We start from the raw sequence: 25195 nt of genomic DNA on the forward strand, positions 1-25195 counted from the left end.
CTCTATCAATACACTCAAGCTTAAAAGTATAAGCAATTTATCTCAAACTAACCTGAGGGACCTAACTAGGTCCCTCAGGTTTTTTTAAAGCTGATGTGAAACGTACTAGGTCTGTCTGGTGAATTCTACAAGGGCTCGCTTTGACCGTTGTTTTTTTGCTCATAAATTTTCTTCCTGCAAGCAGCCAAAAAAGGTATGAAGAATTATAAACCTTTCACGCTTGGTATTGCTTCCGGCCCTGCCGCTAAGGACGGAAAGTCAACAGGGAACGTGTATGTTAATGAGATATTTGCGATTCCAGCAGACGCATCTCATGTTGATGCAGCTTGGGATTTCATCAAATATTTCAATGGAGATGACTACGCTAATGAATACTATAAACCCAAGAACTCGAACAATAGTATCGGTGCGCCTCTATCTCGCATGATTAAGGAGTACTTAGGGTACAAGTTGGATGCATTCTATAAATTAAAACCTAATCTGGATTCATCGATAACAAGTTATGTTCTTATGAACAAGTCACCAAATTTTGAATTGAGATTTCGATCAATTGTATTGAAAGGATTGACATAGGTAGTAAACGGGAAGAAAACATTAGACAAAGCAACTGCAGCTATTCAATCCAACACTCAAGCCGTTGCTGATAAATTGAAGAAGGCTCAGACGGCAAAGTAATAGACTCTCTAGAGATATTTTATTTCCCCGAAATATAGAGAGCGGAATAGTCCATACGATATTTATGTATAGAGGTCAGCCATTTTTACTGGTTGACCTCTTTTTGTTAAGTGGTGAGTCTATCAGCACACCTTGCAGTATGTAAAATTAAAGCTGAACCTTATCACAAATATAGCGAGTTGGTTCCATCATCCTACTTTCTTTCATTATTCTTTCATAGCGCTCTGTTAATATCCATAGAAGGTGATGACTTTCGGATCTGATCAAAAAGTATGCTCTGGCGTTGCCTGAATCAAAGGGATGAAGGAGAGAATACATATTGTTATCGTTTAATTGGAGAAAGATGGATTATCTTGTTATATGCTTCGTATTGTTGTTCAGCACAATCGTTCCATTTGATGTTCGATCGGCTTATGCTGCAGGTCCTGCTTCACCTGTTAAAGTAGAGAAAATAGACGCAGGCGGTCTTGCTTCAATGGCGTTAAAGTCAGATGGGACGTTGGTGGCCTGGGGGAGAAACGACTTTGGTCAACTAAACGTTCCCTTAGGTTTAAGTGAAGTTGTAGCAATCGATGTTGGGTATTTCCATACACTTGCATTGAAATCGGACGGTACTGTTGTCGGCTGGGGTAACAATAGCGTTGGTCAACTAAACGTGCCAGCGGGCTTGAATGATGTGGTGGCTATCGCCACAGGAAGCAACCATTCACTTGCACTGAAGTCAGACAACACGTTGATCGGCTGGGGGAACAATGCCAACGGTCAAACCAATGTACCCGTGGTTGTAGACGGAGTAGTGGCGATTGCTGCTGGTAACCTCCATTCGCTTGCACTGAAGTCAGATGGCACGGTGGTCGCCTTGGGAGGCGATAATGTTGGTCAAACTAATGTGCCTGTAGGCCTAGACGGAGTAGTGGCGGTTGCTGCAGGAGCATCTCACTCACTAGCGCTAAAGTCAGATGGCACGGTGGTTGCCTGGGGAGGTAATAATGGTGGTCAAACCAATGTGCCCGTAGGCTTAGAAGGAGTAGTGGCGATCGCTGCAGGAGAAGCTCATTCACTAGCGCTAAAGTCAGATGGCACGGTGGTCGCCTGGGGGGAAAATATTAGTGGTGAAACCGATGTACCAACCGACTTAGAAGGAGTAGTGGCGGTCGCTGCAGGTCATTTACATTCGCTTGCCTTAAAGTCAGATGGTACCCTAGTTACTTGGGGATATAATCAGGATGGACAAATGAATGTACCTGGGAATGCCAATCTGAGAGATCTTAAGCTAGAGGAAGGGAATTTCACGGAATCCTTTGATCCTGCAGTCATGGACTACACGTATTATTACGACGGTCAATCGCTGTCCAGTGTAGATGTAACGCCGACAATGGCAAGCACGGACCAGACAGTTATGTACGTAAACAATGAGCTGCTGCCGGACGGCAACACCAAGACGATAGATATCTCGGGAGCAACCACGGATACGGTCATTCCTGTTCACGTGAAGCCCTATTTGCTTCCGGGTCAAACGTATACCATTACTGTAGCAATCGATTCAACGTCTCCAGAAGTGCAGTTCGGTACGAATGGTCGTGTTGCCGCGGCGAAAACCGCAGTAAGCCAAGTGAAGGTCAGCGACATACAAAGCGGAATAGATACTGCTTCACTGCAATATGTGTGGACGCAAAGTACCGTCGTTCCGACAGGTGGCTGGTTGCCCTTCAGCAACAGTGATAACTTGAGTCAGACTAGCGGAAATGGCAACTGGTACTTACACATTCGCGCAACAGACAACGTAGGGAATGTTAAGGATGCGATTTCCAATCCTTTTCTACTGGATAACACAATGCCGGTACCAGCACCGAATCCAATAGATCAAGGGGGTAATTCGTCTGCTCCGCCTGCAGTAACCTCATCTCCATCTAACCAGGCAGCTTTAGCTAAAATAAATGTTTATAATTCCGGAAAGGCTTTGGAATTATCTCCTAATTTTACATCCAGGACTATGGATTATACAGTAGAGACAGATGCTGAGCAGGTGGAGTTGGAAGTAACTTCAGTCCATTCCAAGGCGGTTGTTAAGCTAAGGGGAGAACGCATAAGTGAGATGGCGACCGTTCCTTTGGCGATGGGTGCCAATGTGCTGACACTTACGGTTCAAGCCGAGGATGGAACGATCAACACGTATACCGTAACGGTTACCCGTATTACCGATGATGAGGATAATGCGTCATCAGCTCCGGTATGCCGGCTCACGGATATCGAGAATCACTGGGCAACATCCGAAATTTGCGAGGCAGCAGAATTGGGTATTGTGGAGGGGATAGATGCCTACACCTTTGTACCAAGAGGCAACGTAACAAGAACGGAGTTCGCCGTTATGCTGATGCGGACAATTCAGATCCCGATACGTAACGAATCAAGTGAGGTGTCTTTCAGCGATGCAGAGAGCATCCCGGCATGGGCACACCTGACGATCCAGACAGCCGTAGCCGAGGGAATTATGCAAGGATATCCCGATGGAACATTACGGCCGAAGAAAACGGTAAGCCGTGCAGAGATGGCTACGATGGTCTCCAAGGCCATGAAGTGGAATGCTGATCGTACGGCTAACTCTTATTTCTCTGATAATACAAGCATTCCAACATGGGCCAAGGCATATGTCGAAGCTGCTCAGGAGCACGGACTTCTGAAAGGGCAAGCGGGTAATCGATTTGTTCCGGAGGGACGAACAACAAGAGCCGAAGCAGCGGTTGTACTCTTGCGACTTTGGAAATCTATACATTAAGCAATAAAGGACTGACCCCTGATGTCATTAGATGACAACAGGGGTCAGTTTTTGTTGAAGCCTGATAGGAGATATGCTTGTAATCCATAATTCCCTCTACTATTATGGATAGAAAAGGCATAAGGTGTCTATTTTCTTAATTTAAATATAAAGGGACCTGATGTATGAATTCCACTGTAGAACTTATCCTGATGATTGTTTCATTGATCATGACGGGTATCATCTTACTCACTGTGTACGGGTTTAGACGAGAGCGCGGAGTAATCTACCTCGTAGGTTTGATCGTATGCCGAATGATGTACTCAAGCAGTATCATTCTGGAGAGACGTAGCGATGTATTTATGACTAAATTAATTTTTCGCAATATTCAGAATACGACCCAAAATGTAATGGTCCCTTTCTTGATCTTATTCGTTTATCACTTAGTCGGTCGAGACAAGCTGCTGAAGAACCAATGGAAGATCCTATTGTTTGCCGTATTTGTATCGTGGTCGTTGCTTATGTGGCTTGACCCAAACTTTCATATTATATATCTGACGATTGAGCTTTATAATGGCCACCTAGTCACAACAAAAACCCTCTATTCTAGAGCATTCAGCCTCATTTGCTATAGTGCAGTGGTTATATGCCTCTACTATTTATTTCAGTATGTAAGGAATATTAGGAGTGATTATCGTAAGCCGGGAATGTGGGTTCTCCTTCTGGCTACATTACCGTTTGTCCTGGAGATTATCAAATTTGTGAAGCCTGAGTGGTCATCATGGTTACTTCCATTAACAGTTTACTGCGGATCTACAGGGACAATTATGCTGGTGATTATTCTGAGGATTAAGTTCTTCTCTACCGTTCCGATTGCCAGGAATATTGTGCTCGATACGTTGCAGGAGAGTATTGTGATTGTGAATGGTTCGGGAAAGGTCATCGATAACAATAATCGAGCTTCACAATGGTTCTCAGAGTTGGGCTATACCAATATTTCGGGTCGGAATATATCGGAAATCCTAGCTTCCTGGCCAGAATGGTATAAGCTGAGCAAGTCTATGCAACCGGGCAGTGTAGAGATTGATAAGTGGCTGGATGGAGAAAGAAAAATATATAGTGTAAACGTATATCCATTATATACACTGGGTAAGGCACAGGGTAATATTTCTCTTATTTTTGATATTACAGAGAAACAACGGCATCTGGAGCAGATGGCACAGTTGAACCAGTTGAAGGATCAACTGTTTACAATTATATCGCATGATATTCGCAGTCCGCTAGCGCTGCAGTTTCAACTCGTGGAGTTACTGGAGGCGGACAGGCAATCCTTCGCTGCGGATCATCAGGAGATCATTGAGCAGCTGGGTGACCAGATTCGTAATACACTTGGAATGGCTAATAACTTGTTGGAGTGGTTTCGCAGTCAGGTTGAAGACATGACACTTCGTCCAGAGTTACTGGAGCTTTCGGAGGTTGTTGAGGACTGTTGTCATATGTTACACATTAAAAGTGAGAGTAAACATATCAGCGTGATGAATAAGATTGCTATAGGCACCCATGTATATGCAGACCGGGAAACAGTTGGTTTAATTATTCGTAACTTATTAACCAACGCCATCAAATTTTCCGAATTGGGTGGTTTAATCGAAGTGTACGCTCAGTTGTCAGGAGACATGGTGATCGTGTCCGTTCGTGATAACGGAGTAGGTATGGAAGAGGGGCGAGTTCGTCAGCTATTTAACGAGAAGCAACTCAACTCCATGGCGGGTACATTAGGTGAAAAAGGGGCAGGGCTTGGACTGCTCGTAAGTCGGCAGTTCGTACAACTAAGTGGTGGAGATATGTGGGCAGAAAGCACGGTGCAACAAGGAAGCGTATTTCACTTCACTTTGAGAGGCGGAACAGAGAGATGAAAGTACTCATCGTTGATGATGAGCCTGCCATGCTGTTGGCAATGAAGCGGATGCTGTCGAGTATGCAAGATGTGGAGATTGTCGGAAGCTTTCAGAATGCGGCAGAGGCACTCGATTTCGTTAAGAACAGGGAAGTGGATCTCGCATTCCTGGACATCCAGATTGCTACGGACAATGGATTAGAGCTTGCACGCAGCTTGATCTCAGTTTGTAATGATCTTGACATTGTGTTTACCACTTCGCATGCAGAATATGCGATTCACGCTTACGATGTTTATCCGTTGGACTACATGGTTAAGCCGATTTCCAGAATGCGACTGGCTCAGACGCTCACTAGGGCGGCCAGCAGACGCAGATCTTCTTCTAATCTTGCTGACGACATTGCGCCTAATCGGCTGACGGTTTATGGACTGAGTTGCTTCGAGGCTAGCAGCAAACAAGCGGGTGCAGTAAAATGGAAATCCAAAAAAAGCATGGAGCTATTTGCCTATCTGCTTGTTCATCAGGGTCGAAGTGTAGCCAAATCCCGAATCCTGGAGGATCTCTTCCCAGGGAGGCCTCTCAAGCAGGCGGAAGTGTACTTGAATACGATTGTCTATCAGCTTAGAAAGGTGTTATCCGAGCATGGGTTCAAGGAGATGATCCTATCAGCGCAAGAGCAATATCGGGTAGATTTAGATCAAGCCGATGTTGATTTTATTCGATTCGAACAGACCATGTTGGAGTTATTCGAATTCAATATAACTAATGAAAAAGCGGCCATAGCGTTAGAGAAACAGTTCTTAGGCGAGTTGTTTGAGGGTAAATCTTTTGATTGGGCGACAGGGGAACGTGAGAGATTGTTAACTTTGTACGTTTCCTATGCCAAGCGTCTTGCAAGCTGGTTGCTGGAACGGAATCAATATAATGAAGCAGCCCGCATTGCCAGAAGAATTGTATCCCGCAATGAGTTTGAGGAAGAGTCAACATTGCTGTTATTAAGTATATTGGGAGCCATGGGAGATCGAAAATCACTACATAACCACTATGAGCAATATACGCAATTACTGCTTCATGAACTTGGATTACAGCCTTCGCTGTCTATTCAACAGCAATATGAACAATATCAATGATATCTTACTGATAAACAAAAAAAGAGCCACGCACCATGCGGCTCTCTAACTGATTTTAACGCCCGCCCGTATTGGAAGCCCAGACAGGAATCCAACTGTTAGGATAATAGTCATTGGTCAGGGTTGTGTTATAGAGAACTAAATTACCATCACTTTGCATGACCAGTGTATCACCCGTTGTGTTAGCAGGTAAGCTGCTCCCGTGATGACCTGGAATCCATGAGGTGGTATTGGGAGACCAGGCAGCTACCTGTACAGAAGTATCAATCATCAAAACTTTATCCCATCCCCAACCGGTGTAATATTCGAATTTACCTGTAGCCGGGTTGAAACCATATCGATAACCATATTGGTAAACGTCTTGATATTTCATGCCATATTTATACATGACAGGTTTCCCGTACTGTGATTCAAAATTGAACGAAAGAGCCCCACTGTTACTAGTTCCGCTACTCCAGAGAGAAGAACCGTTTTGATAGATAACAAAGTTCCCGTCATTTTGCCAGATGGCTGAGAACCTGCCATCTTGGGAGGTGAGATAGTCACCCTTTGCCATGCTTTGGCCGATCGTGAGTTTATCTCCAAGATAGCCAGCAGAAGCTGTTGCTGGTACGGCAAATGCAAGAATCAACAAGCAAGCCATAAGAACTCGAAAAGATCTGGGAAAAAGTCGTTTGTTCATTGGACACGCTCCTATTTTTCTTATAATGGTTAAAGTTAAATGCATAGAACAACAAATCCTTACAGCTATTGCATGTTTCTGCGTTGTATTCAGTCAGGAGCGGTGAGGTAACACGTCCCCATCTGGTGTAAAACGGGAACTAAGATCTAAAATGCTCCCAACGGTCACCTCCTTTAATAGAAGTGTGAAAATCTTTGATACATATTATGTAATGGGATGTGTGTGTTTTAGGAGATGGAAGCTAAGTGTTTTTTAGTAGAGGAGTTATATCATCAAGTGAAAATACATACTTTATTTTCCATTATAGCAACAAAAAATATAAAATCCATATTTTTCTATATGAGATTTTGCATCTATTACTTACAACCAATGCGTTATAACTTCTCGTCTCCTGAGCTAGAAAAAAACCTATTATTCGATTGAATAAATTGAAGCTAAACACTAATTTTGGTGCAGATCGAGATATAGGTATTCATCTCCTCTATCAATCTCTCAACTTTTTACACCCATTTTATATATTTAATGATTTTTATGAATTGAACTATGGTAAAATATCTCAGGATCTAAAATTGGAGAGGGGTTTTTTCATTCATGTTTTGGAAAAAAGTTTTGGGTAAAAGCACACTGCGTGTAGCTACCGCTGCACTATTACTCACGCAACTATTGGGCGCAGCGGGTTCTGTCTCTGCCGCAGGTAACGATGTAGAAGTACACTTGATTGGAATCAATGATTTCCACGGTCAGTTAGATACCACATCAATCGTGGGTGTTAAGAAGGCAGGAACGGCTCCAATTCTAGCAACCTATCTCAAAGAAGCTCAAGCCAAATATGAACACTCCCTACTCTTCCATAATGGAGACTCTGTTGGTGCATCTGCTCCAGCCTCATCTTTGGATCGTGACGAGCCTACCATGGAATGGATGAATATGATGGGCTTCGATGTAGGGTCCTTAGGGAATCACGAATTCGACCAAGGTGTCGCTGCTTTAAAGGCACAGATCTTTGGTGGCCTTGATCCAAAAGAAGGTAAGGTAACGCATGCCGGTGCAAAATTTGATTACGTCAATGCAAACGTGATTGAAACTGCCACAGGAAAAACATTGATTAAGCCGTATGTGATTAAAGAAGTGGGCGGAGTCAAAATTGGATTTATCGGACTAGTGACGAAATCAACACCTGCCAAAGTATCTCCATCTGGGACAGCTGGCGTACGTTTCTTAAGCGCAGAAGAAGAAGTGGAAGCCGTTAATAAATATGCTAAAGAATTGCAAGACCAAGGTGTAGAAACGATCATTGTTTTGGCACATGATCCAGCAACAACCAAAGAAGGCGTAACCACTGGAGAAGCAGCTGATCTGGCAAAAGCTTTACCAGCGGACTCCCCTGTTGACGTTATCGTTGCAGGTGACAATCATGCTTTGGCTAACGGTGAAGTGAATGGAAAGTTGATCGTTCAAGCTTATTCCTATGGTACGGCGTTTGAAGATATCAAGCTGATGATTGACCCTGCTACCGGGGATGTAACTGAAAAATCAGCGACTGTTACAACGACTTTCCAAGAGGGTGTAAAAGAAGACCCTGAATCTTTAGCTATTATTAAAAAATCATTAGACAAGCATCCTGAGCTGACGAAGCCAGTAGGTACAACGGACGGTTCTGTTACCCGTACAGATGCTTATAATAACGAAGCCCCTCTAGGCAACCTCATTGCAGATTCAATGCGTGAAGCAGACTTTGGGGATGAGGCAAGTGCTGCTGACTTTGCATTTATGAATCCAGGCGGTATTCGTGCGGATTTGCCACAAGGCGATGTGACCTTTGCTGATCTTGCCAAAATCCAACCGTTTGGTAATACTCTAGTAAAACTTGAGCTGACTGGCGAACAGGTTAAAACCTTGTTGCAGCAGCAATGGGGTACCAATGCTGACGGTACACCTAATACCAAAACACTCCAAATCTCTGGTTTGAAATACACTGCAGATTTCAATAAGCCGGTCGCAGAACGTGTTACGGGTCTTAGTCTGGAAGATGGAACATCGATTGATCCTGCAAAAACATATACGGCTGTAGTTAACAACTTTATGGCTGCAGGTGGAGATAACTATAAAGTGCTACTGGATGCTAAATCATCCCTGGCAGGTCCTATCGATCTGGATGTATTCTACCAATACATCGTAGACACGTATAAAGGCGGTAGCATCGAAGCTAAAAATGAAGGACGTATCACAAACCTGGCTGCATCTACCGAGCCAACAGAAACACCTGTAACAACAGAAGTCATTTCTCGTGCTGAATTTGTAAGTGCTCTGGTCGACATGTTGAAACTTAACGAAGTAGCTACAGCACCTGCATTCAAGGATGTTGCGGCTAATACTGCATATGCAGATGCGATTGCTGAAGCTATGCATGCTGGATTCATTCAAGGTTATGGTGGAAACTTCTATCCTGATCGGGATATCACACGTGAAGAAGCTGCTACCATTCTTGCTAAATTGGTAAAAGATCAAGCGACTGATAAAGACGCTGCTACGATTATTGCTAGTTTCGAAGATGGTAAATCCGTGTCTGCTTATGCAATTAAACCTATGGCAAAACTGATTGACAAAGGTATTTTTGCTGGAACAGATAAAAAATCACTTCAACCTAAACTAGGTCTGACTACTAACGATGCAAAAGCATTAATTGAAAAAGCTGTTGCAGCAAAAGCTTCATAATGTAGAACTTATTCAAACTTTATATTAAAACAGAGAAACACATCCTATCGGGCGAATGAGCATTCCTCTACGGATAAACCCTCTCATCAAGTAGTTCTTTAATTGGTGAAAAGGGTTTACCCAGGAGAATGCCATATCCCAATTTAGGATGTTTTTTTATGCTTAAAATCCACGATTCTATGGAGAAATCTATGTCTGAATTGGCTCTATGGTTTGGTTACCGTTTAGTGTTCAGAATTTGGTAAGGGCTCTAAAGTAAAATGGTAAGGCAAGCCATATGAACTTGATGAATTTTATCAGTTTCTGTTGTAAGGATGGAATGGCCAAAGGAAAGGGAAAAAGTTTCTGGTTGCTGCAAAAATTTTAGAAGTGGAGGAGATTTTCGTTTGAAACAAAAACGCAATATAGGTAAACCGTTATTGTCTTTATTTCTGGCAATGTTGCTCGTCTTGCAGACAGTGATATACTCCACCGCCGCATATGCGGAGAGTGTGCCAACCGATTCCGGAATGGAAGCGGTCATTGAATCTGACTCACCGAGTGCCGACGAACCACTTTCGGTACCTGAGGCAGTGAACGACGAACCGCTTTCGGAACCTGAGGCAGTGCAAGAGGAACCGCTTTCGGTACCAGAGGCAGTGAACGACAAACCGAATAATTTCGTAGCGATGGCGGCAGTCCCAACGGACAAAACAGCGGTATTTATGGAATCTAATTCAACCTTTCCGCTGGAAGTGACACAGGGGAATGCTGTTATTAATCCGAACGGTATTATTCAGGGTAGACAGCCCTTTACGCTCAAATCGGAAGGTCTCAAGGTACCAGTGAATGGTGATGACCCAAATCCCACTAATGCAGATCCTGAGAAATACATCCAAAAGGGTGACTGGATCGAGCTGAAAAGAGAAGATTACTTCAAGGAAGTGGTGCTGCCAACAGCTACTAAAACCTTGAATGCACAGACGGAATCAGGTACAAAACAGCTGGGCACCGCCTATTTCACTCCAAATAGCATCAAGATTGTATTTAACGGTGAAGATAATTTTTTCAATGGTGTTGGACGAGGTATTGCCTTCAGCTTTGAATCTACTGCCAATGCAGATATAACGGGACTAGCGTATGGCGATAAAAAGCCGATCAACATCTTTGGTGGTGCATATCAGCTTGAGAACCCAGATGTTACAGCAGAGTATAATATTACTTTAAGCTCGCCTGGAATGATCAGGTGGGATCAGTATGGTTACCGCGGGATTCAGCCAGCGCAATTGGTTGAAGGTGCAATTACTTGGGAGTCAAACGTCTCTGCATTCGATCAGTTTGATAAAACAGTCAAATTGCCGTTAGACGGGAAGACATTCTATACGAATCCAGCCACTTATAATACGGGTTTTGGAAATGTCCGTGGTATCTATAAGGAGGGTTCATTCAAAGTAAACGGCCAAAATGTAACGCCAGTCATTGGGGCCGACGGATCGCTGACTTACATATTTCCGCAGGGAACAGGTCTAGATCCAAAGGTTGAATATAAAACATGGATTCCAAAGGAAGCTTATTATTACGAACATCGGAATCCGCCAAACAATCTTGGTCGCAGCTACCGGGACATGAATGGCAAAGTGGAACTGAGACAGGACAACAACATGTTGGTACAGGCAGGTCAGGAGATTTCTTTTGCTCCCGACTGGATTCAAGCCAGCGCTTCGTATGACCATGCGAATGAAACCATTACATGGAAGATCGCGGTTAACCAATATAATAAAAAAGGGTTAAAGGACTTTACCATCACAAATGTATTACCGGCTGGGCTGGAATTTGAATCGGCTGCATGGCAGACATGGGTAGATGGCGCTGTATCTGAAGAAACGCCAATTACACCAGATTCAAACGGCGTGTATTCCTTCGGGGATATTAACGGAAAAGTCGAATTGTTGATTAAAAGCAAGGCAATAAGTGGTTCCAGCTTCCAAATTGACCCTCGTGCCAACTGGAATTTGGATACACCAGGTGTTATACAGAACAACGATGTAATGACGGGTAAAAGACCTATTGCGGTGACAGATGAGGCAGTCGTCAGCATTGGCGCACACACGTTTACAAAAACAGGCGCAGTATCAACCGAGGATTATAACCTGGGCAGTATCACGTGGACCGTTAATCTAGCACCACAGTATGCCTTACCTAACGCGGTAGTATACGATGTCCTTGTGCATGGCGGTGACTTGAACGTCTTGGACAACGCTGTAGATGAAACCAGCGAGGTGAGTGCGGAGACAATTGCGAAAATTAAAGCAAATATCACTTCTGCGCAGCTTTGGAAGCAGTACAAAGCGGGAACTCTGAAGTCGAATGCAACCGGATTGGCGATGAAAGCTATTCCATTAACCGTGGACGGTAAAGTGGTCGCGGATTTGATCAAGGTGACCGGATACACCGAAGAAGCGGCATCCTTCAGCTTCCGTGCACTTGAGACCAACCCGAACATTCTCTTCAGACAGGATATTAACGCAGGGAAAACTGTTTCGAATCGGGCTTTGCTCATTGATGGCGAAACCGTGAAAAAAGCAGATAACAGCGCCAACCTACACATGCATATGTTGAACAAGGATATGCTCTTTGCTTCGAGGCCATTAAAAGTAGATGGTACTTTTGACAATGTGACGCCGAATAACGTTAGCAGTTACATTAGAAATGATAACAATGAAGCATGGACAATTTCTGGCTATGACAGGACAACCAAGACGGTCACATTCCGTTTAGGGGTTAATATGCCTGGATATAACACAGAAGAAATGGCTAAGGATGGCGGTAATCGAGTCATTAGTAATATTAAGCTAGTGGATACACTTCCCGAAGGCTGGGAATTCGTTCCTTTCTCTGAAACTAAGGATTTTGAGCTTTGGAAAGGATTTTCGGACAATGGTGCAGGAACAGAATATGGTGTTAGAAACGATGCTAGAACTCTAATTGAACCAGGTACTAGTTCTCATGTAGTCCATTTTTCACATATTGGAAACGAGGGTACTTTCACCTTCTCCAAGTTGGAAAGTCCTTATATCATTCTGGTGAAAGCAAGACCTTCCAACGATGCTCTACAGAAGTATTTAGAGGAATACACCATCAACGGCACGGACAAACAGGTGCTGTATAACAAAGCCGACCTTCATATGACATGGGGTGGAGTGGAGAAGGTTGTCACCGAACAGCGCAAAGTTATTGTACCTATTCAGACCCTTGGAAAGTCGGTAACTAAGCCAGTTCCAGGAGTGCTGGAATGGACGGTGAACTATACCCCGCCATTTAACATGAAGCAGGGTGTTTATTTGCAGGATACCCTGGGTGCAGGCATGAATTTGCGTTATGAAGAAAACGGAAAGCTTGTGCTGACATCACCTAGTATGGCAGTCTATCCTGCTAAATTGACCGCAAGCGGGACTCTTGAACGAGAGGGCGCAGCACTGGACCTCAGCGACCCGAATGCTGAAGTTCAAGTAGAAGCTGTACCAGGCGCAGGTGGCACTACGGTTCTAACATTTAAAATGGACGACCCTAATCAGCTTTACCAGTTTGTGTACCAAACAGAAGTTGATCCATCTACAGCGAAAGCTGGAGACACAATGGGCAACGAGGTAAAACTGGAGGGCGATGACAATCTGAAATCTGTCAGTGCCAGAAGCGAAAGCACGCTGGACAGTTCGGACGTGGCCGGCAGTTCAAGTTCCAATGCTCTGTTACCTCTGAAAAAGGTAGATCCCAATGGCAATCCGCTAAAAGACGTAGAGTTCACACTCTATAAGAAAGACGGCGGAACTATAATCACCAAAGGAAAAACCGATAGCGGAGGGAAACTTAATCTGCTATTCCCTGATCCAGGGTATTATGAGCTGAAAGAAACTTATATTGACACCAATACTTGGCTGCCAACTACAAGGGTATACCAAGTATATGTAGGGAATACGCCAGGGAAGCCCATCTGGGTAGACGGGGTGAAATTAACCTCTGATAATCCGCTGATCGTGCCTACACCGGCACAAGGCAAGCTGACCATTACCAATAAGGTGGAAGGCAACGGCAGTGATCCGGACAAAGAGTTCGAGTACACCGTGACCATCACCGGCGAAGGTAAGGACAGAGAGTATACCTATAAGAAGTCGGATGATACGTTTGGCACGATCAAGAGCGGAGGCAAGATTACCCTTAAGCACGGGGAATCTGTGACGTTCCCAGCCTTGCCTGCGGATCTGGTCTATACCGTAAACGAGGCTGATTATACATCCGTTGACGGTTATACGACGATACCGGGTACGAGAGAGCTGTCTGGCTCAATCGTGAATAAAGGTGATCACAAAGCGGACTTCATCAATGAACGGACCGTTAACAAGCTGACCATCAGCAATACTGTCATGGGCAACGGCAGCGATAAAACGAAGGAGTTCGAGTACACCGTCAACTTTGAGGATACAGGCAAAGAGGAAAGTTACTCTTACTTGAAGACGGACGGCAGCACAGGTTCGATCAAGTCCGGCGGTAAATTCCGCCTTAAGGATGGAGAGGCACTGGATATTTTGGGTCTGCCTAAGAATCTGAAATACACAGTTACCCAACAAGATTATACAACCGATGAATACATGACTACTCCTGAGGAACGGTACTATACCGGAGTCATGAAAGGCATTGATGAAGATGCCCCATTCACGAACGTGCGAGTCTTGAAGGGCGGCCTATTAATCAGCAACACAGTTAAAGGCAAAGATGAAGACAAGAAGAAGCTGTTTAAGTACACGGTTGCCTTCACCGGCGAGGGATCGGACGAATCCTACGTCTATGAGAAATCAGACGGCAGCAAGGGTATGATCAAGAGCGGTGAGAGCTTTGAGCTTACAGATGGCCAGACGCTCATTGTCCAAGGGCTTCCAACCAATCTTCAGTACAAAGTGACCCAAGATGATTATACGCAAGATGGCTATGTGACTGATCCAGAAAGTCTCATTCACATGGGCACTATTCCAGAGAAAAAATTATCTGAAGCACATTTTGCCAATACCCGACCGTATCTGGAAGGCGTGTTGCGTAACAATAAAACAGGAGAAGTCATTCCGAATGCACCGATTACGGTAACCGATCTGAAGACAGGCGAAGAGATTCAGACGCAGACGAATGAGAAGGGTGAATATTCAATCCCAGCCGTAGCGGATACCGACTATACGATCAGATATACGAAGATGTATCGGGTAGGCGGTAAGGATGTACCTGTTGAGTTTACGCAGAAAGCAAATGTGAACAGCAGTGTAACGGACGAGACTGTTCCAGCGGACATTACGGCCGTGGGGATCATTCTGTTCAAACAATTGGATGGAACAACAGTGCTATTCAACGATTTGTTGACTAGCCAGATGCATATCTATTTGAAAGACAAGGATGGCATCTATGTTAAGGAAAACGGCCAACCTAAAGCATTTCCTATGGCGTCGAATGGAACTTTCTCTGTGGAAGGGCTAAGCGAGCAGAAGTACACAATGGAAGTTCGCTATCAAGCTGAGACAGGTGAGGAATTGCTCCTCAAAGTAGCGCAACTTGACGTTAAAGCTAACGGAGAGCTGAATATTTCAGAGGAGTTAGTCGACCCTTACGGTACCGTCTATGATGAAACGACAGGAGATGCCGTCACTGGCAAGAAAATTGATGGAGCCAAAGTTACACTGTATTATGCGGATACGCAGCGGAATAGAGATAACGGCCGCATTCCGGGTACGAAAGTAACGCTTCCAAAGGTTCCAAATTTCCCGCCGTACGACAACGAGAGCCCGGAGCAGAGTAGTGATGCAGATGGCTTCTATGCGTACATGGTGTTTCCTGAAGCGGATTACTATCTGATCGTAACGAAGGACGGATACGAAACGCACACAAGTGGTACTATTTCAGTCGATTTTGACATTGTCAGGTACGATGTGCCAATGAAGCCAATTAGTTCTGGTGGCGGCAATGGTAACAATGGAGGCGGCACCGTAACGCCTGGTCCAGGCACCGTAACGCCAGATCCGGGCACGGTAACGCCAGATCCAGGCACGGTAACGCCAGATCCGGGCACCGTAACGCCTGGTCCAGGCACCGTAACGCCAGATCCGGGCACCGTAACGCCTGAACCAGGCACCGTAACACCTGAACCAGGCACTGTAACGCCTGAACCAGGCACCGTAACGCCTGAACCAGGTACCGTAACGCCTGAACCAGGCAATGGTAACGATCAGCTTAAGAACGATAGCAACGAGTTGGACGATGCTCCGAAAACTGGAGATAACAGCGTATCGCCATTCTTGTATATGATTTTGGCGCTGATGTCCTTAATGACGATTGGGTTCTGTCTACTCGGGTACAAGAAGAAAAAGCACATCCAGTAATGGAAGGGAAGGCGGTAAGAAAATGAGCAAAACTAAAAAAATTCTTATCGCTGTTTCCTTGCTTGTGTTGGTATTTTCACTTGTCAGTCTTGCGAGGACTTTCTTGCGAGATTATGCCGAGAAGCAGAAAATCGAAGAGTTAACAAAGGTTTGGACAGAAGGATCAGAACAAGGTGGAGGGGATGCAATCCCCTCCCTTTTGTTCAATAAAGGCAATGAGCCGGTTATGCTTCCCGAATTTCGAGATCTTTACGAGAGGAACTCAGACATCGTCGGCTGGCTGAAGATTGACGGTACCCGAATTGAGTACCCGGTCATGCAGAGCCCACAGGATTCGGAGTACTATCTCAATCATGATTTTGATAGAAAAGAAAACCAAGGCGGTCTTCCTTTTTTGGACGAGTCTAGTACGACCAACCATTCGAACATTTTGCTGATTCATGGACATCACATGAAAAGTGGTTGGATGTTTAAAGATTTAATGAAGTACAGGAACGAAAGCTTCTATCAAGAACATGCGACGTTCCAGTTCAGCACGCTTTACGAAAAGGAAGAGTATGAGATTGTTGCCGTTATTCTGTCAAAAGTTTATCGCAAATCGGACGACGTGTTTAAATACTACCAGATTGAGAATGTAAGTACGCCCGCCGAGTTCGATTCATATGTTCAGAATATCAAACAACTCTCTCTTTATGACACAGGTGTAACAGCACAGTATGGTGACAAGCTTATTGTGCTGTCCACATGCGAGTATTCAACCGAAAACGGTAGGTTAGCGGTGGTGGCTCGAAAGCGTTAATTGACGATGCTGAAACACAAAATCAATCTGCTTTATCTCGCGTTCTCTCCTTAGAGGACGCGATTTTTCTTGTCCCCGAAATAAGGTGCTCATGGACATGTGGATTGAGGAATTACGCAGAATGATAAATTCTGACGAATCCAACGAGTATCGAGGATGTATACATTTGAGATGAGGACATGAAGGCCACTCCATCGTTGGGGTGGTCTCTATGCTGATCAACGACGCAGACTGGAAGGAGACGCTTTTGATCATATTATGGGGTTAAATCGACAAATCTATGTTTCTATGATAGGGTTGAAGCATCCCATAGGCATTCTACTCTTCGGAGTAGAGTGCCTTCATGTATATTATGGGTGCTTACATTAAATGTATTTTAAAATCAATTGGATCGTATATGGAGGTGGTGATGCTATGTTTCTCTCTTTAGCCCCAACAGGGGATGGTTGGATGAGTATGAAAAATGTGAAAATATCATTTAATAAAGAGGAGCGAACATAGCATGACTACTAGTTTTCAGGCGGAGACCCGCATTCCATTAAATACATCCCGACTTAGGGATTTACGTAAATCCGGGCGTTTGCCAGGTATTGTGTTTGGCAAAAATACGGAGAATGAAATGATTCATATTCCAACAATACAATTTCAAAAATGGTTGAAGCAGGGTACGTCTGGTTTTATCGAACTGCAGTTTGAAGAGAAAGGCTCATTGACGGTATTGTTGGAAGATCTCCAGCGTGATCCAGTTACACGGGATTTACTTCATGTGGATTTTCAGCAGGTGCAGACCAATGAGATCCTGCGTACTAAAATTCCTGTCAAGTTCAACGGCACACCGATTGGTACAAAACAGGGCGGAGTCGTGCAAGTTCAATTATCTTCTATTGAAGTGGAGGCATTGCCGAGATACTTGCCAACGTCGATTGAATTTGACATTAGTGCTATGGAACTTGGAGAAACGATACATGTAAGTGATGCTAAGTTTGCACCAGATGTGACGGTGATCTCTGAGGGAAATGAGTCTCTTCTCTCTGTAGTTAAACCTTAACAATTCCAAATTCGCAAAGCTGAATAATTCAAAATTAGCCGTACGGGTGATCATCCGTACGGCTAATTTGTGCTGATTACGAGATGTTGGCGTGCTCCCATCCTCACAAGGCGGGTAGTCTGGAATTCACCTCACGTATGTCTTTTGCTCGCGTACAGGCGCAATGATCCTGATATTTCGCTACCTTTTCAAAGTTCATTCACAAAATTTAGGTGTAAAGTAGGTAGACTCAGGAAAGGTAATCACTATAATGGAAATAAGATACATATATAGCTGAACCTGACCCGCTAAGGTCATTGGCATAACATTTCTAAACAGGGCGGTGAGCGAAAAGAAATGGACAAATTAAAGAATAGCGGATTCTATAAACTGAGATTCTTCATCACTCCTAAAGAGTTTAAAAGCCTTTTGCAGCTTTTGGAGCATCGGCAAGCGCAATTCTATCGTACCAATGCTGCCCGAACAGAGCATGATTATAATCAGGTGTACGAGGAGTATCAGACGTTCTATCAGTATTTTGTGGCAGGAGAAAAGAGAGATGACATCCATCCCTTCTTTGTTTACTCTATTTCTATTGCATCAGATCAGGAAAGTTCAGGATTTTTTGTGAGAAATGAAGGGGTTTCTTTTCCATATCACGGACAATGGGCAGAGGATGAACTGCCGTGTATCTTGCTTTCATTTCCGAAAGGTTTTCAAGTTAATGTGGAAGATGAAAAAGGAAAATACTATATATATGAGGATATCCGGGACCATAAGCCGTTGACCTATGCATTTTTCGATGAAATAAGAGACTCTATCAAAAAAATGACTAAACTCCTTCGCTTCTCAGCCCTTGATGCAGATGCGATGAAGGAGCAAAAGCCCTCTGTGCGTATAAGCCATGATGCAATGCACGAATTGAGCCAATCGTGGATATTCAGTAAATATGGACTTGTGATTCATGGCAAATAGGAGGGGGACGAAATGATGTTCGCCCTAAAGCTTATCTGTACCTGGGTACTGCTAGTTGCCTCATGTTCCGCAGTGTGGTGGAGTTTCAGAACAGAAAAGCTTATAACCATCTCCTGGCTGGCATTTTTGCTACCGGCTGTCTTCCAGCTTGTTACGGCTTTCCGGATTGGTCCAGGCCAAGCAAAGTCACTCATCGTGTTTGGCTGCATCAATCTGTTGTTTGCTGGCCTTGTGGGTGCGGGTGTCTGGTATCTAGTCCAAATAGCCAATTCATATCGAAGGGGCAAATGATCAACGAATGGAAAGGGGAACTCTAATCATGAAGCCAATGCAAGAAATAGAGACACTGGCCATAGAGATTGCCGCTGCCGCCAAAACGTCTTTTTGCACTCTTTTTGAAAATGGTGAACGTTACTATTATTGTACGTTATACACTACTGGCGAGGGACATGCGCCAAGCATCTCTGCCTGGTCGTGGGAAGCTTTGGCGTTGGAATCGGCTAGGCAAGCAGAGGAAAGTGATACGCCGGTATCCACGATTGCGAATCTCATCAAATGGTCGTATGCGGATTCCCCCTATTGTTGTTTTGGGGATGATCACTTTGACGGTGTCAAACAACGATATAACGAGCGTCCTTTCATTGCGGAACTGGAGAATGATGATTGGAATCGCGAGTTGGATGTGAGGCTGAACGCCATGGAGCTGGCGATGAAAATGCTCGATGATGAAGGCGTATTTGCCTTAAATCAACCGCGAGAGTCCGTATGTGTCCTTGTTGAAGTCATGCCACCGGATAAGATTAATACCGAAATTGCCTTACGTTTGAATCGGGCGGAATCTCCGGCTATGCAAGCATGGTTGGCGGAGGCGGCAGAATAGGGCATCTGCAATGGGGGAGTTTTGACCGTCTATGATGTACCGTTTCGACTCAATTGGCCAATAAGATGATACTAACAGCAGATCTATAATTCGCGAACCACCTTTGCATAGTAAAGGGTGGTTTTTTGTGTTTGAGTTATGACATCAAGCTACTAGTTTTCCTCTACCACTGTACAAACACACTTTTTCTGCCTTGTCCACATTTATACCTCACCAAAACTATTTAACTGCATTTAATAGATTATCAATACAAAAGGAGGTTTTGAGAATGGGAAATAGAAGACCTGGAGCACCTAGAGGTGGTTATGACCCTGTTCAGATCTATAACTCGACTTCGTTTAATGCGAGTGGAGTAGTGGAGTATGCATCGATTTTTTGTAGCAACGATAGATATAGTGTTCAGCGTGACGAGACTTGGAGATCTTCCGACCGTGGTGTGTGCCTGGTAACTAGAATCACCGCGACGGTTAGAACACCGAGTGGAAATATTGAGGCTGAACCGTATACCTCTTCTGGTACTTCGTACAGCCAGTTCGCCATTATACAGGTAGGGGTAAATCAGTTCCGAGTGACACGTGTTACAAGTGCGATTAGAAAATGCCGGAAATAACCGAAGAGGGTTAATATCGAGATTAGGTACGAAACATGAAGAGACGACTTGCCCGGGCTAGCAGGCAGGTCGTCTTCTTTTGCTTTAATGTTCTTTGTACCATAATATTCTGCGGTGCATCGAGGAATCTTTCAAAAGTCGGAAAGGCCGTAAGGCTGGTTGATAATTGCCTTCTATAATCCAAATTCGCCGTTTCTTGTCGATGGCTATATCGAACCCGACTTGTCTAAGCATAGGGTAATGCTCTCCCAATCGTTTGGCAGCTAATCGTGCAACTTGTTCCGCTCTGACAAGTAAGCGCCGATCTCTAATTCGAGCCAGTCTCAGTGCTTTAAAAACGGGAATGGGGCGGTTATTCACATTGGTGACTTGGTATCCTTGTGCAGCGACTTTAGCATAGGAACCTGTCACGTTCCAAGTGGACGAGGAACTCTTTTTGCGCTGAACCATGATCCGAATGTCGAACGGCCTGTGTTTAATTTGAGCAAGCTGCAGACGCTTTTGGACAATATATTCATCACTTTTGATTGTTTGTTCGAACCATTCCAGTAACTGCTCGTTGTCTCTCATGGTGACTGTGTTATTTTCATTTTGAATACGATAAGCATTTGCACCGCTTCGTTTAATGAACAGGATACCCCTTCCGTAACTGCCATTACGAGGTTTCAGTACAACGCTGGGATACTGAAGAAGCATCTTCGTTAACGTATCCTTCTCAAGCAACTGTGTTTCTGGCAACCGTTCAGCGAGAGAGGGCTCATCGCGCAGAATGCCATACTGCAACCATTTGTCTCTTTCGAATAACATTGGAATCACAGCCTTTTTTTAATCGTCTATGGTAATTCTAATTCAAATTCGTGATTCGCATAAGTGACCATTCGTCCAGATTTGTAAGTCGATGCATGTCCAATCGGTCGATGGAGACAGAAGATGAACTTTTGCGGAAATTACTGCATTCTGGGAAGGCGCTCATTCACGCTTTGAGTGCTTCTGGATACGCAGGCTCACTTCTATCACCACCGTGGATAACGGCATGCCGTGCTGGTACATGTACTGAAACAAGAGCCAAATGTGAAATGGTTTGAGTAGTACTAGACTGACCTTCCACTAGTGCTTTTTACCTATAAATTAGCTTATAAAAAAGTGCGACTTTTTTACCAATATATATACAAATTATTCGTTTACTGTATGACTTTTCGATGTTATACTCACAATATTCAAAAAAATTTGTTGAAATATGTCGAATTGAGGCTTATCAGGATGATTATAGGTAAACAAAACGGCGAAGCGATCATCCTCATTCCATCACTTGAACCGGATGAGAGACTTCCAACCTATGTACGGCAATTGCGAGAGTATGGATTGACCAATATTGTTATTGTGGACGACGGATCGGGTGAGGCCTACCAGTCGATTTTCGAGGAGCTTCGTGAGAATGGTTGTGCTCTGCTAACACATGCGGAAAATCAGGGGAAGGGTGCGGCACTCAAGACCGGATTTGAGTATATTGGGAAGCAATTCGACGCATCTTCCTTCGTCGTAACCGCTGATTCAGACGGACAACACGCAGCTGAGGATGTATACCTCATAGCCCAAGAAGCAAGGATTTATCCGGACTCATTGGTGCTCGGGGTAAGAAACTTCAGCGAGGGGAATATACCCCCAAAGTCCCTGTTAGGCAATCGAATGACCTCCTTTATTTTTGCCATGCTCTATGGTAAAAAACTGTCAGATACCCAGACTGGGCTTCGTGCCTTCGGTCCAGGGTTACTTGCGTTTATGCAGGATGTTCGCGGCACTCGATTTGAATATGAGCTGCAGATGCTCATCTCGTGCATTCAGTCTGGCATACCGATTCATACGATGCCAATCCAAGTCATTTATGAAAATGGCAATGCGGGAACTCATTTTAAAGCAATCCAGGATAGTGCCCGAGTAATGGGTGTGTTGTTCTCCAATTTTCTGCGGTTCATTTCATCATCTGTGGCCAGTTCTGTTGTTGATTTGGGTATCGCCTGGTTTTTGATCGACGCGTTGCGGCCCATGTTGGGTGAGCAACACTATTTAAGAATTCTGCTTGCAACCGTGATTGCGAGAGTTATTTCCATTGTAGTCAACTATGTACTGAACAGACATTTTGTATTCTGCAAGGAGGATAGCCAGGGAAGTCTATGGCGCTATCTAACGTTATGCGGAGTAGTGATCTTGCTTTCCAGTACCGGTGTATATATATTCCATACCGTTCTCTTCGTAGATGAGAAATTGGCGAAATTCGTCTGTGATGCCTTGCTGTTCCTGCTCAGTTTCCAATTGCAGCGAAGATGGGTATTTGCAGCAAGGAGGAAGCAGTTGTAGTGCAAAACGAAAAAAGGCAGAATATCTTTTTTGTCATCACGATGATCCTGATGTCGATTTATTTGGTATGGCGCACGTTCTTTACGTTGCCATGGGGTGAGGGCGTTCTGAACGTCATTTTTGGTATGCTGCTGATTGTGGCTGAAACGGTCACCGTACTGACAACCTTTGAATTATTCTTTCAAAAAATGCAAAAAGAACGTACACAGCTCGACTTTCCAATCGTTCCGCCGGAGTATTATCCGGATGTGGATGTATTTATTGCTACGCATAATGAGCCTGTTGATCTGTTATATAAAACCGTTAATGCCTGTACGTTCATGGATTACCCGGACAAGCAGAAGGTTCATATCTATCTCTGTGACGATGGAGCAAGACCAGAGGTGGAGGAACTTGCCGAACAGTTTGGTGTGGGCTATCTGGGGTTCCCCGGAAACAAGGATGCCAAGTCTGGTAATCTGAACAATGCACTGAGCAAAAGCTCTTCGCCGCTCATTGCAACGTTTGATGCGGATATGATTCCACAGCACACCTTTTTGATGAAAACGGTCCCCTATTTCATGCTCTCCACATTTATTAAGGAGAATGAGGTATGGCGTCCTCGCCGAGAGGACGAGATGGACCCTAAGTTCAAGCTTGGTCTGGTACAGACCCCGCAAAGCTTCTACAATCCGGATCTATTCCAGTTTAACCTGTATGCAGAGCAAGGTATTCCGAATGAACAGGATTTCTTCTCCAGAGAAGTGAACATCCTGCGTAATGCCTCCAATGCGGTAGCCTATACAGGAAGTAATACGATCATTTCCCGGCAGGGTATGGAAGACATCGGAGGTTTTCCGCTCAATACAATCACCGAGGACTTTGAGACAAGCATCCGCTTGCAGCAGGAAGGTTATATTACCTATGCGACTCAAGAGGTTCAAGCTGCCGGGCAGACAACAACAACAGTGAAGAGCATGATTAAACAACGGATTCGTTGGGCACGGGGTATCATTCAGAGCCTGCAGAATACGCGTGCACCTATATCGGGGAAGCTTCCCTTTTGGACGAGAGTAACCTACTTGAGTAGTTTCTTATACTGGTGGTCCTTCTTTAACCGCTTGATTTTCATTTTGGCGCCTATTTTGTTTGCGTTATTCGACTTCCAGATTGTAAATACAACCTTCTGGCAAATCTTAATATTCTGGCTTCCATCTTATTTCTTCTATAGTCTATCCATGCGATATCTGTCCAGCAATATTCGGAATCAGCGCTGGAGTCAGGTTATCGATACAATATTCATGCCTTATCTGATCTGGCCGGTTCTCCTGGAGACGCTGGGTATTCGTGAGAAACAATTCAAGGTTACCAACAAAAGCAGAGCAAGCGGTCGACAATGGATGTCTGCTCTGTTATATGCACTTCCGCATATCTTCTTGCTGTTGCTTTCCATTGCAGCTGTGATTCGGTATGTGAATGGCAAGTACGGCATTGCGCTGTTCTTCAGCAGTATCATTATTTTCTGGCTGATTCATAACATGATTGCGCTGTGTTATGCCCTGTTCTTCATGATCGGCCGCCGTGCGTATCGGGAGACAGAACGGATTCGGGCGCAGGAAGATGTCACGATTCACGACCAAGCCAACAATCTGCGTTATCAGGCCAAGACGGTGGATGTATCTGAGCAAGGTATTGCCTTCTATGTCCCATATCCCATTTATTTGGCTGAGCAGAAGATCATCTCTTTGGTTGTCAAAACCGACCGGTATGAGGCCAATCTCGATGCAGTCATCGTTTATGTGAAACAGGATGGAGAGGGCTGGCGTTACTCCGCAACGGTTCAGCCGATTGATGAGAATGATAACCGCCAATACATGCAAATCATCTACGACCGTAAACACTCGTTGCCAGAGCAGATGAATCTGTGGGATACGGCTTATGACGATATGTTACGTAATGTGAAAAAACGGATTGTTCAACCCAGATCGGATCAGCGAAAAATGCCGCGGCTTTCCCTTCAGCTTCCAGTTCATTTCACCAATGATGCTAGCTGTACGCTGCGCAGCTTCAATTATCGTTTCTTCTCCGCGACGGGTTTCCATGGTGATATTGCGGCAGGAGCGGTCGTTACTTTTTATACGAAGAGTAATATTGAAGTCATTTTGCAACATACGGGAAAAACGACAGCCCGTGAGCGCGAAGTGCTTCTCTCGGTGGAGAATATCGATGATATTGTGGAGAAGGGCCTGATCGACCAATTGCTGACTGATTTGATTCAGCCACATTCTGATCGTGCCACCAGAGAGGGTTAGGAGAGATA

16 protein-coding genes are annotated in these 25195 nt (G+C 44.5%); 14 read left to right on the forward strand and 2 right to left on the reverse strand.

The features are described 5' to 3' along the window. Window positions 1–195: 195 nt before the first annotated feature. The 4 genes from MHI01_RS19040 (at window position 196) to MHI01_RS19055 (ending at window position 6458) form a co-directional block, all read left to right on the forward strand. Entirely contained in the window at window positions 196–573 is a 378-nt protein-coding gene (locus tag MHI01_RS19040; RefSeq protein ID WP_076320165.1) for an extracellular solute-binding protein, read from the forward strand. 475 nt (window positions 574–1048) lie between these two features. Further along, entirely contained in the window at window positions 1049–3451 is a 2403-nt protein-coding gene (locus MHI01_RS19045) for an RCC1 domain-containing protein (RefSeq protein ID WP_340983824.1), read from the forward strand. Window positions 3452–3642: 191 nt separating this feature from the next. Further along, window positions 3643–5346, forward strand: coding sequence for a sensor histidine kinase (locus tag MHI01_RS19050; RefSeq protein WP_340984878.1), 1704 nt, complete (start codon window positions 3643–3645; stop codon window positions 5344–5346). Next, complete coding sequence (locus tag MHI01_RS19055) at window positions 5343–6458, forward strand: response regulator (RefSeq protein ID WP_340027985.1); 1116 nt, start codon at window positions 5343–5345, stop codon at window positions 6456–6458. Before MHI01_RS19050 ends, MHI01_RS19055 begins: the two co-directional genes overlap by 4 nt. 55 nt (window positions 6459–6513) lie before the next feature. Here the strand turns inward: MHI01_RS19055 and MHI01_RS19060 are convergent, their stop codons facing one another. Next, the gene (locus MHI01_RS19060) at window positions 6514–7140 is read right to left on the reverse strand and encodes a hypothetical protein (protein WP_340983825.1); all 627 of its coding nucleotides are present in this window, start codon (window positions 7138–7140) and stop codon (window positions 6514–6516) included. Between the two features lie 591 nt (window positions 7141–7731). On the opposite strand from MHI01_RS19060, the gene MHI01_RS19065 reads away from it, so the two are divergent. From MHI01_RS19065 to MHI01_RS19100, 8 genes are all read left to right on the forward strand, one after another. Continuing rightward, entirely contained in the window at window positions 7732–9855 is a 2124-nt protein-coding gene (locus tag MHI01_RS19065) for a 5'-nucleotidase C-terminal domain-containing protein (RefSeq protein ID WP_340983826.1), read from the forward strand. Between the two features lie 386 nt (window positions 9856–10241). Further along, complete coding sequence (locus MHI01_RS19070; RefSeq protein WP_340983827.1) at window positions 10242–16250, forward strand: DUF7601 domain-containing protein; 6009 nt, start codon at window positions 10242–10244, stop codon at window positions 16248–16250. 22 nt (window positions 16251–16272) lie between these two features. Further along, window positions 16273–17049, forward strand: coding sequence for a class B sortase (gene srtB / locus MHI01_RS19075; protein ID WP_340983828.1), 777 nt, complete (start codon window positions 16273–16275; stop codon window positions 17047–17049). A 502-nt stretch (window positions 17050–17551) separates the two neighbouring features. After that, the gene (locus tag MHI01_RS19080) at window positions 17552–18097 is read left to right on the forward strand and encodes a 50S ribosomal protein L25 (RefSeq protein WP_340983829.1); all 546 of its coding nucleotides are present in this window, start codon (window positions 17552–17554) and stop codon (window positions 18095–18097) included. Window positions 18098–18433: 336 nt separating this feature from the next. After that, window positions 18434–19051, forward strand: a complete 618-nt coding sequence (locus MHI01_RS19085) for a hypothetical protein (RefSeq protein ID WP_340983830.1) — start codon at window positions 18434–18436, stop codon at window positions 19049–19051. A 12-nt stretch (window positions 19052–19063) separates the two neighbouring features. Further along, complete coding sequence (locus tag MHI01_RS19090) at window positions 19064–19342, forward strand: hypothetical protein (protein ID WP_315370665.1); 279 nt, start codon at window positions 19064–19066, stop codon at window positions 19340–19342. Between the two features lie 28 nt (window positions 19343–19370). Further along, on the forward strand, window positions 19371–19931 hold the full coding sequence (locus MHI01_RS19095; RefSeq protein WP_340983831.1) for a DUF4303 domain-containing protein: 561 nt from the start codon (window positions 19371–19373) through the stop codon (window positions 19929–19931). A gap of 268 nt (window positions 19932–20199) precedes the next feature. Next, window positions 20200–20541 carry a hypothetical protein gene (locus MHI01_RS19100; protein WP_047841001.1) on the forward strand — a complete coding sequence of 114 codons (342 nt, stop codon included), beginning with the start codon at window positions 20200–20202 and terminating at the stop codon, window positions 20539–20541. Between the two features lie 84 nt (window positions 20542–20625). On the opposite strand, the gene MHI01_RS19105 is transcribed toward MHI01_RS19100, so the two are convergent. Further along, a complete protein-coding gene (locus MHI01_RS19105) occupies window positions 20626–21348 on the reverse strand; it encodes a YheC/YheD family protein (RefSeq protein WP_340983832.1) in 723 nt (240 codons plus the stop codon). A 453-nt stretch (window positions 21349–21801) separates the two neighbouring features. Between MHI01_RS19105 and MHI01_RS19110 the strand changes: the two genes are divergently transcribed. Together MHI01_RS19110 and MHI01_RS19115 are read left to right on the forward strand one after the other, a co-directional pair. Then, window positions 21802–22896 (forward strand): bifunctional glycosyltransferase family 2/GtrA family protein, encoded by a 1095-nt coding sequence (locus MHI01_RS19110; RefSeq protein ID WP_076320158.1) that lies wholly within the window; start codon window positions 21802–21804, stop codon window positions 22894–22896. Further along, on the forward strand, window positions 22896–25187 hold the full coding sequence (locus MHI01_RS19115; protein WP_340983834.1) for a glycosyltransferase family 2 protein: 2292 nt from the start codon (window positions 22896–22898) through the stop codon (window positions 25185–25187). The genes MHI01_RS19110 and MHI01_RS19115 overlap by 1 nt, the downstream gene beginning before the upstream one ends. The last annotated feature ends 8 nt before the right edge of the window (window positions 25188–25195 follow it).

The organism is Paenibacillus sp. FSL M7-0656 (genome assembly GCF_038003225.1).
In the GTDB taxonomy this organism is placed as follows: domain Bacteria; phylum Bacillota; class Bacilli; order Paenibacillales; family Paenibacillaceae; genus Paenibacillus; species Paenibacillus amylolyticus.

Coding starts and splice junctions, on each gene's coding strand:
- MHI01_RS19040 (WP_076320165.1), top strand. CDS start 196: ATGAAGAATTATAAACCTTTCACGCTTGGTATTGCTTCCGGCCCTGCC.
- MHI01_RS19050 (WP_340984878.1), top strand. CDS start 3,643: ATGATTGTTTCATTGATCATGACGGGTATCATCTTACTCACTGTGTAC.
- MHI01_RS19055 (WP_340027985.1), top strand. CDS start 5,343: ATGAAAGTACTCATCGTTGATGATGAGCCTGCCATGCTGTTGGCAATG.
- MHI01_RS19060 (WP_340983825.1), bottom strand. CDS start 7,140: ATGAACAAACGACTTTTTCCCAGATCTTTTCGAGTTCTTATGGCTTGC.
- MHI01_RS19065 (WP_340983826.1), top strand. CDS start 7,732: ATGTTTTGGAAAAAAGTTTTGGGTAAAAGCACACTGCGTGTAGCTACC.
- srtB (WP_340983828.1), top strand. CDS start 16,273: ATGAGCAAAACTAAAAAAATTCTTATCGCTGTTTCCTTGCTTGTGTTG.
- MHI01_RS19080 (WP_340983829.1), top strand. CDS start 17,552: ATGACTACTAGTTTTCAGGCGGAGACCCGCATTCCATTAAATACATCC.
- MHI01_RS19085 (WP_340983830.1), top strand. CDS start 18,434: ATGGACAAATTAAAGAATAGCGGATTCTATAAACTGAGATTCTTCATC.
- MHI01_RS19090 (WP_315370665.1), top strand. CDS start 19,064: ATGATGTTCGCCCTAAAGCTTATCTGTACCTGGGTACTGCTAGTTGCC.
- MHI01_RS19095 (WP_340983831.1), top strand. CDS start 19,371: ATGAAGCCAATGCAAGAAATAGAGACACTGGCCATAGAGATTGCCGCT.
- MHI01_RS19100 (WP_047841001.1), top strand. CDS start 20,200: ATGGGAAATAGAAGACCTGGAGCACCTAGAGGTGGTTATGACCCTGTT.
- MHI01_RS19105 (WP_340983832.1), bottom strand. CDS start 21,348: ATGTTATTCGAAAGAGACAAATGGTTGCAGTATGGCATTCTGCGCGAT.
- MHI01_RS19110 (WP_076320158.1), top strand. CDS start 21,802: ATGATTATAGGTAAACAAAACGGCGAAGCGATCATCCTCATTCCATCA.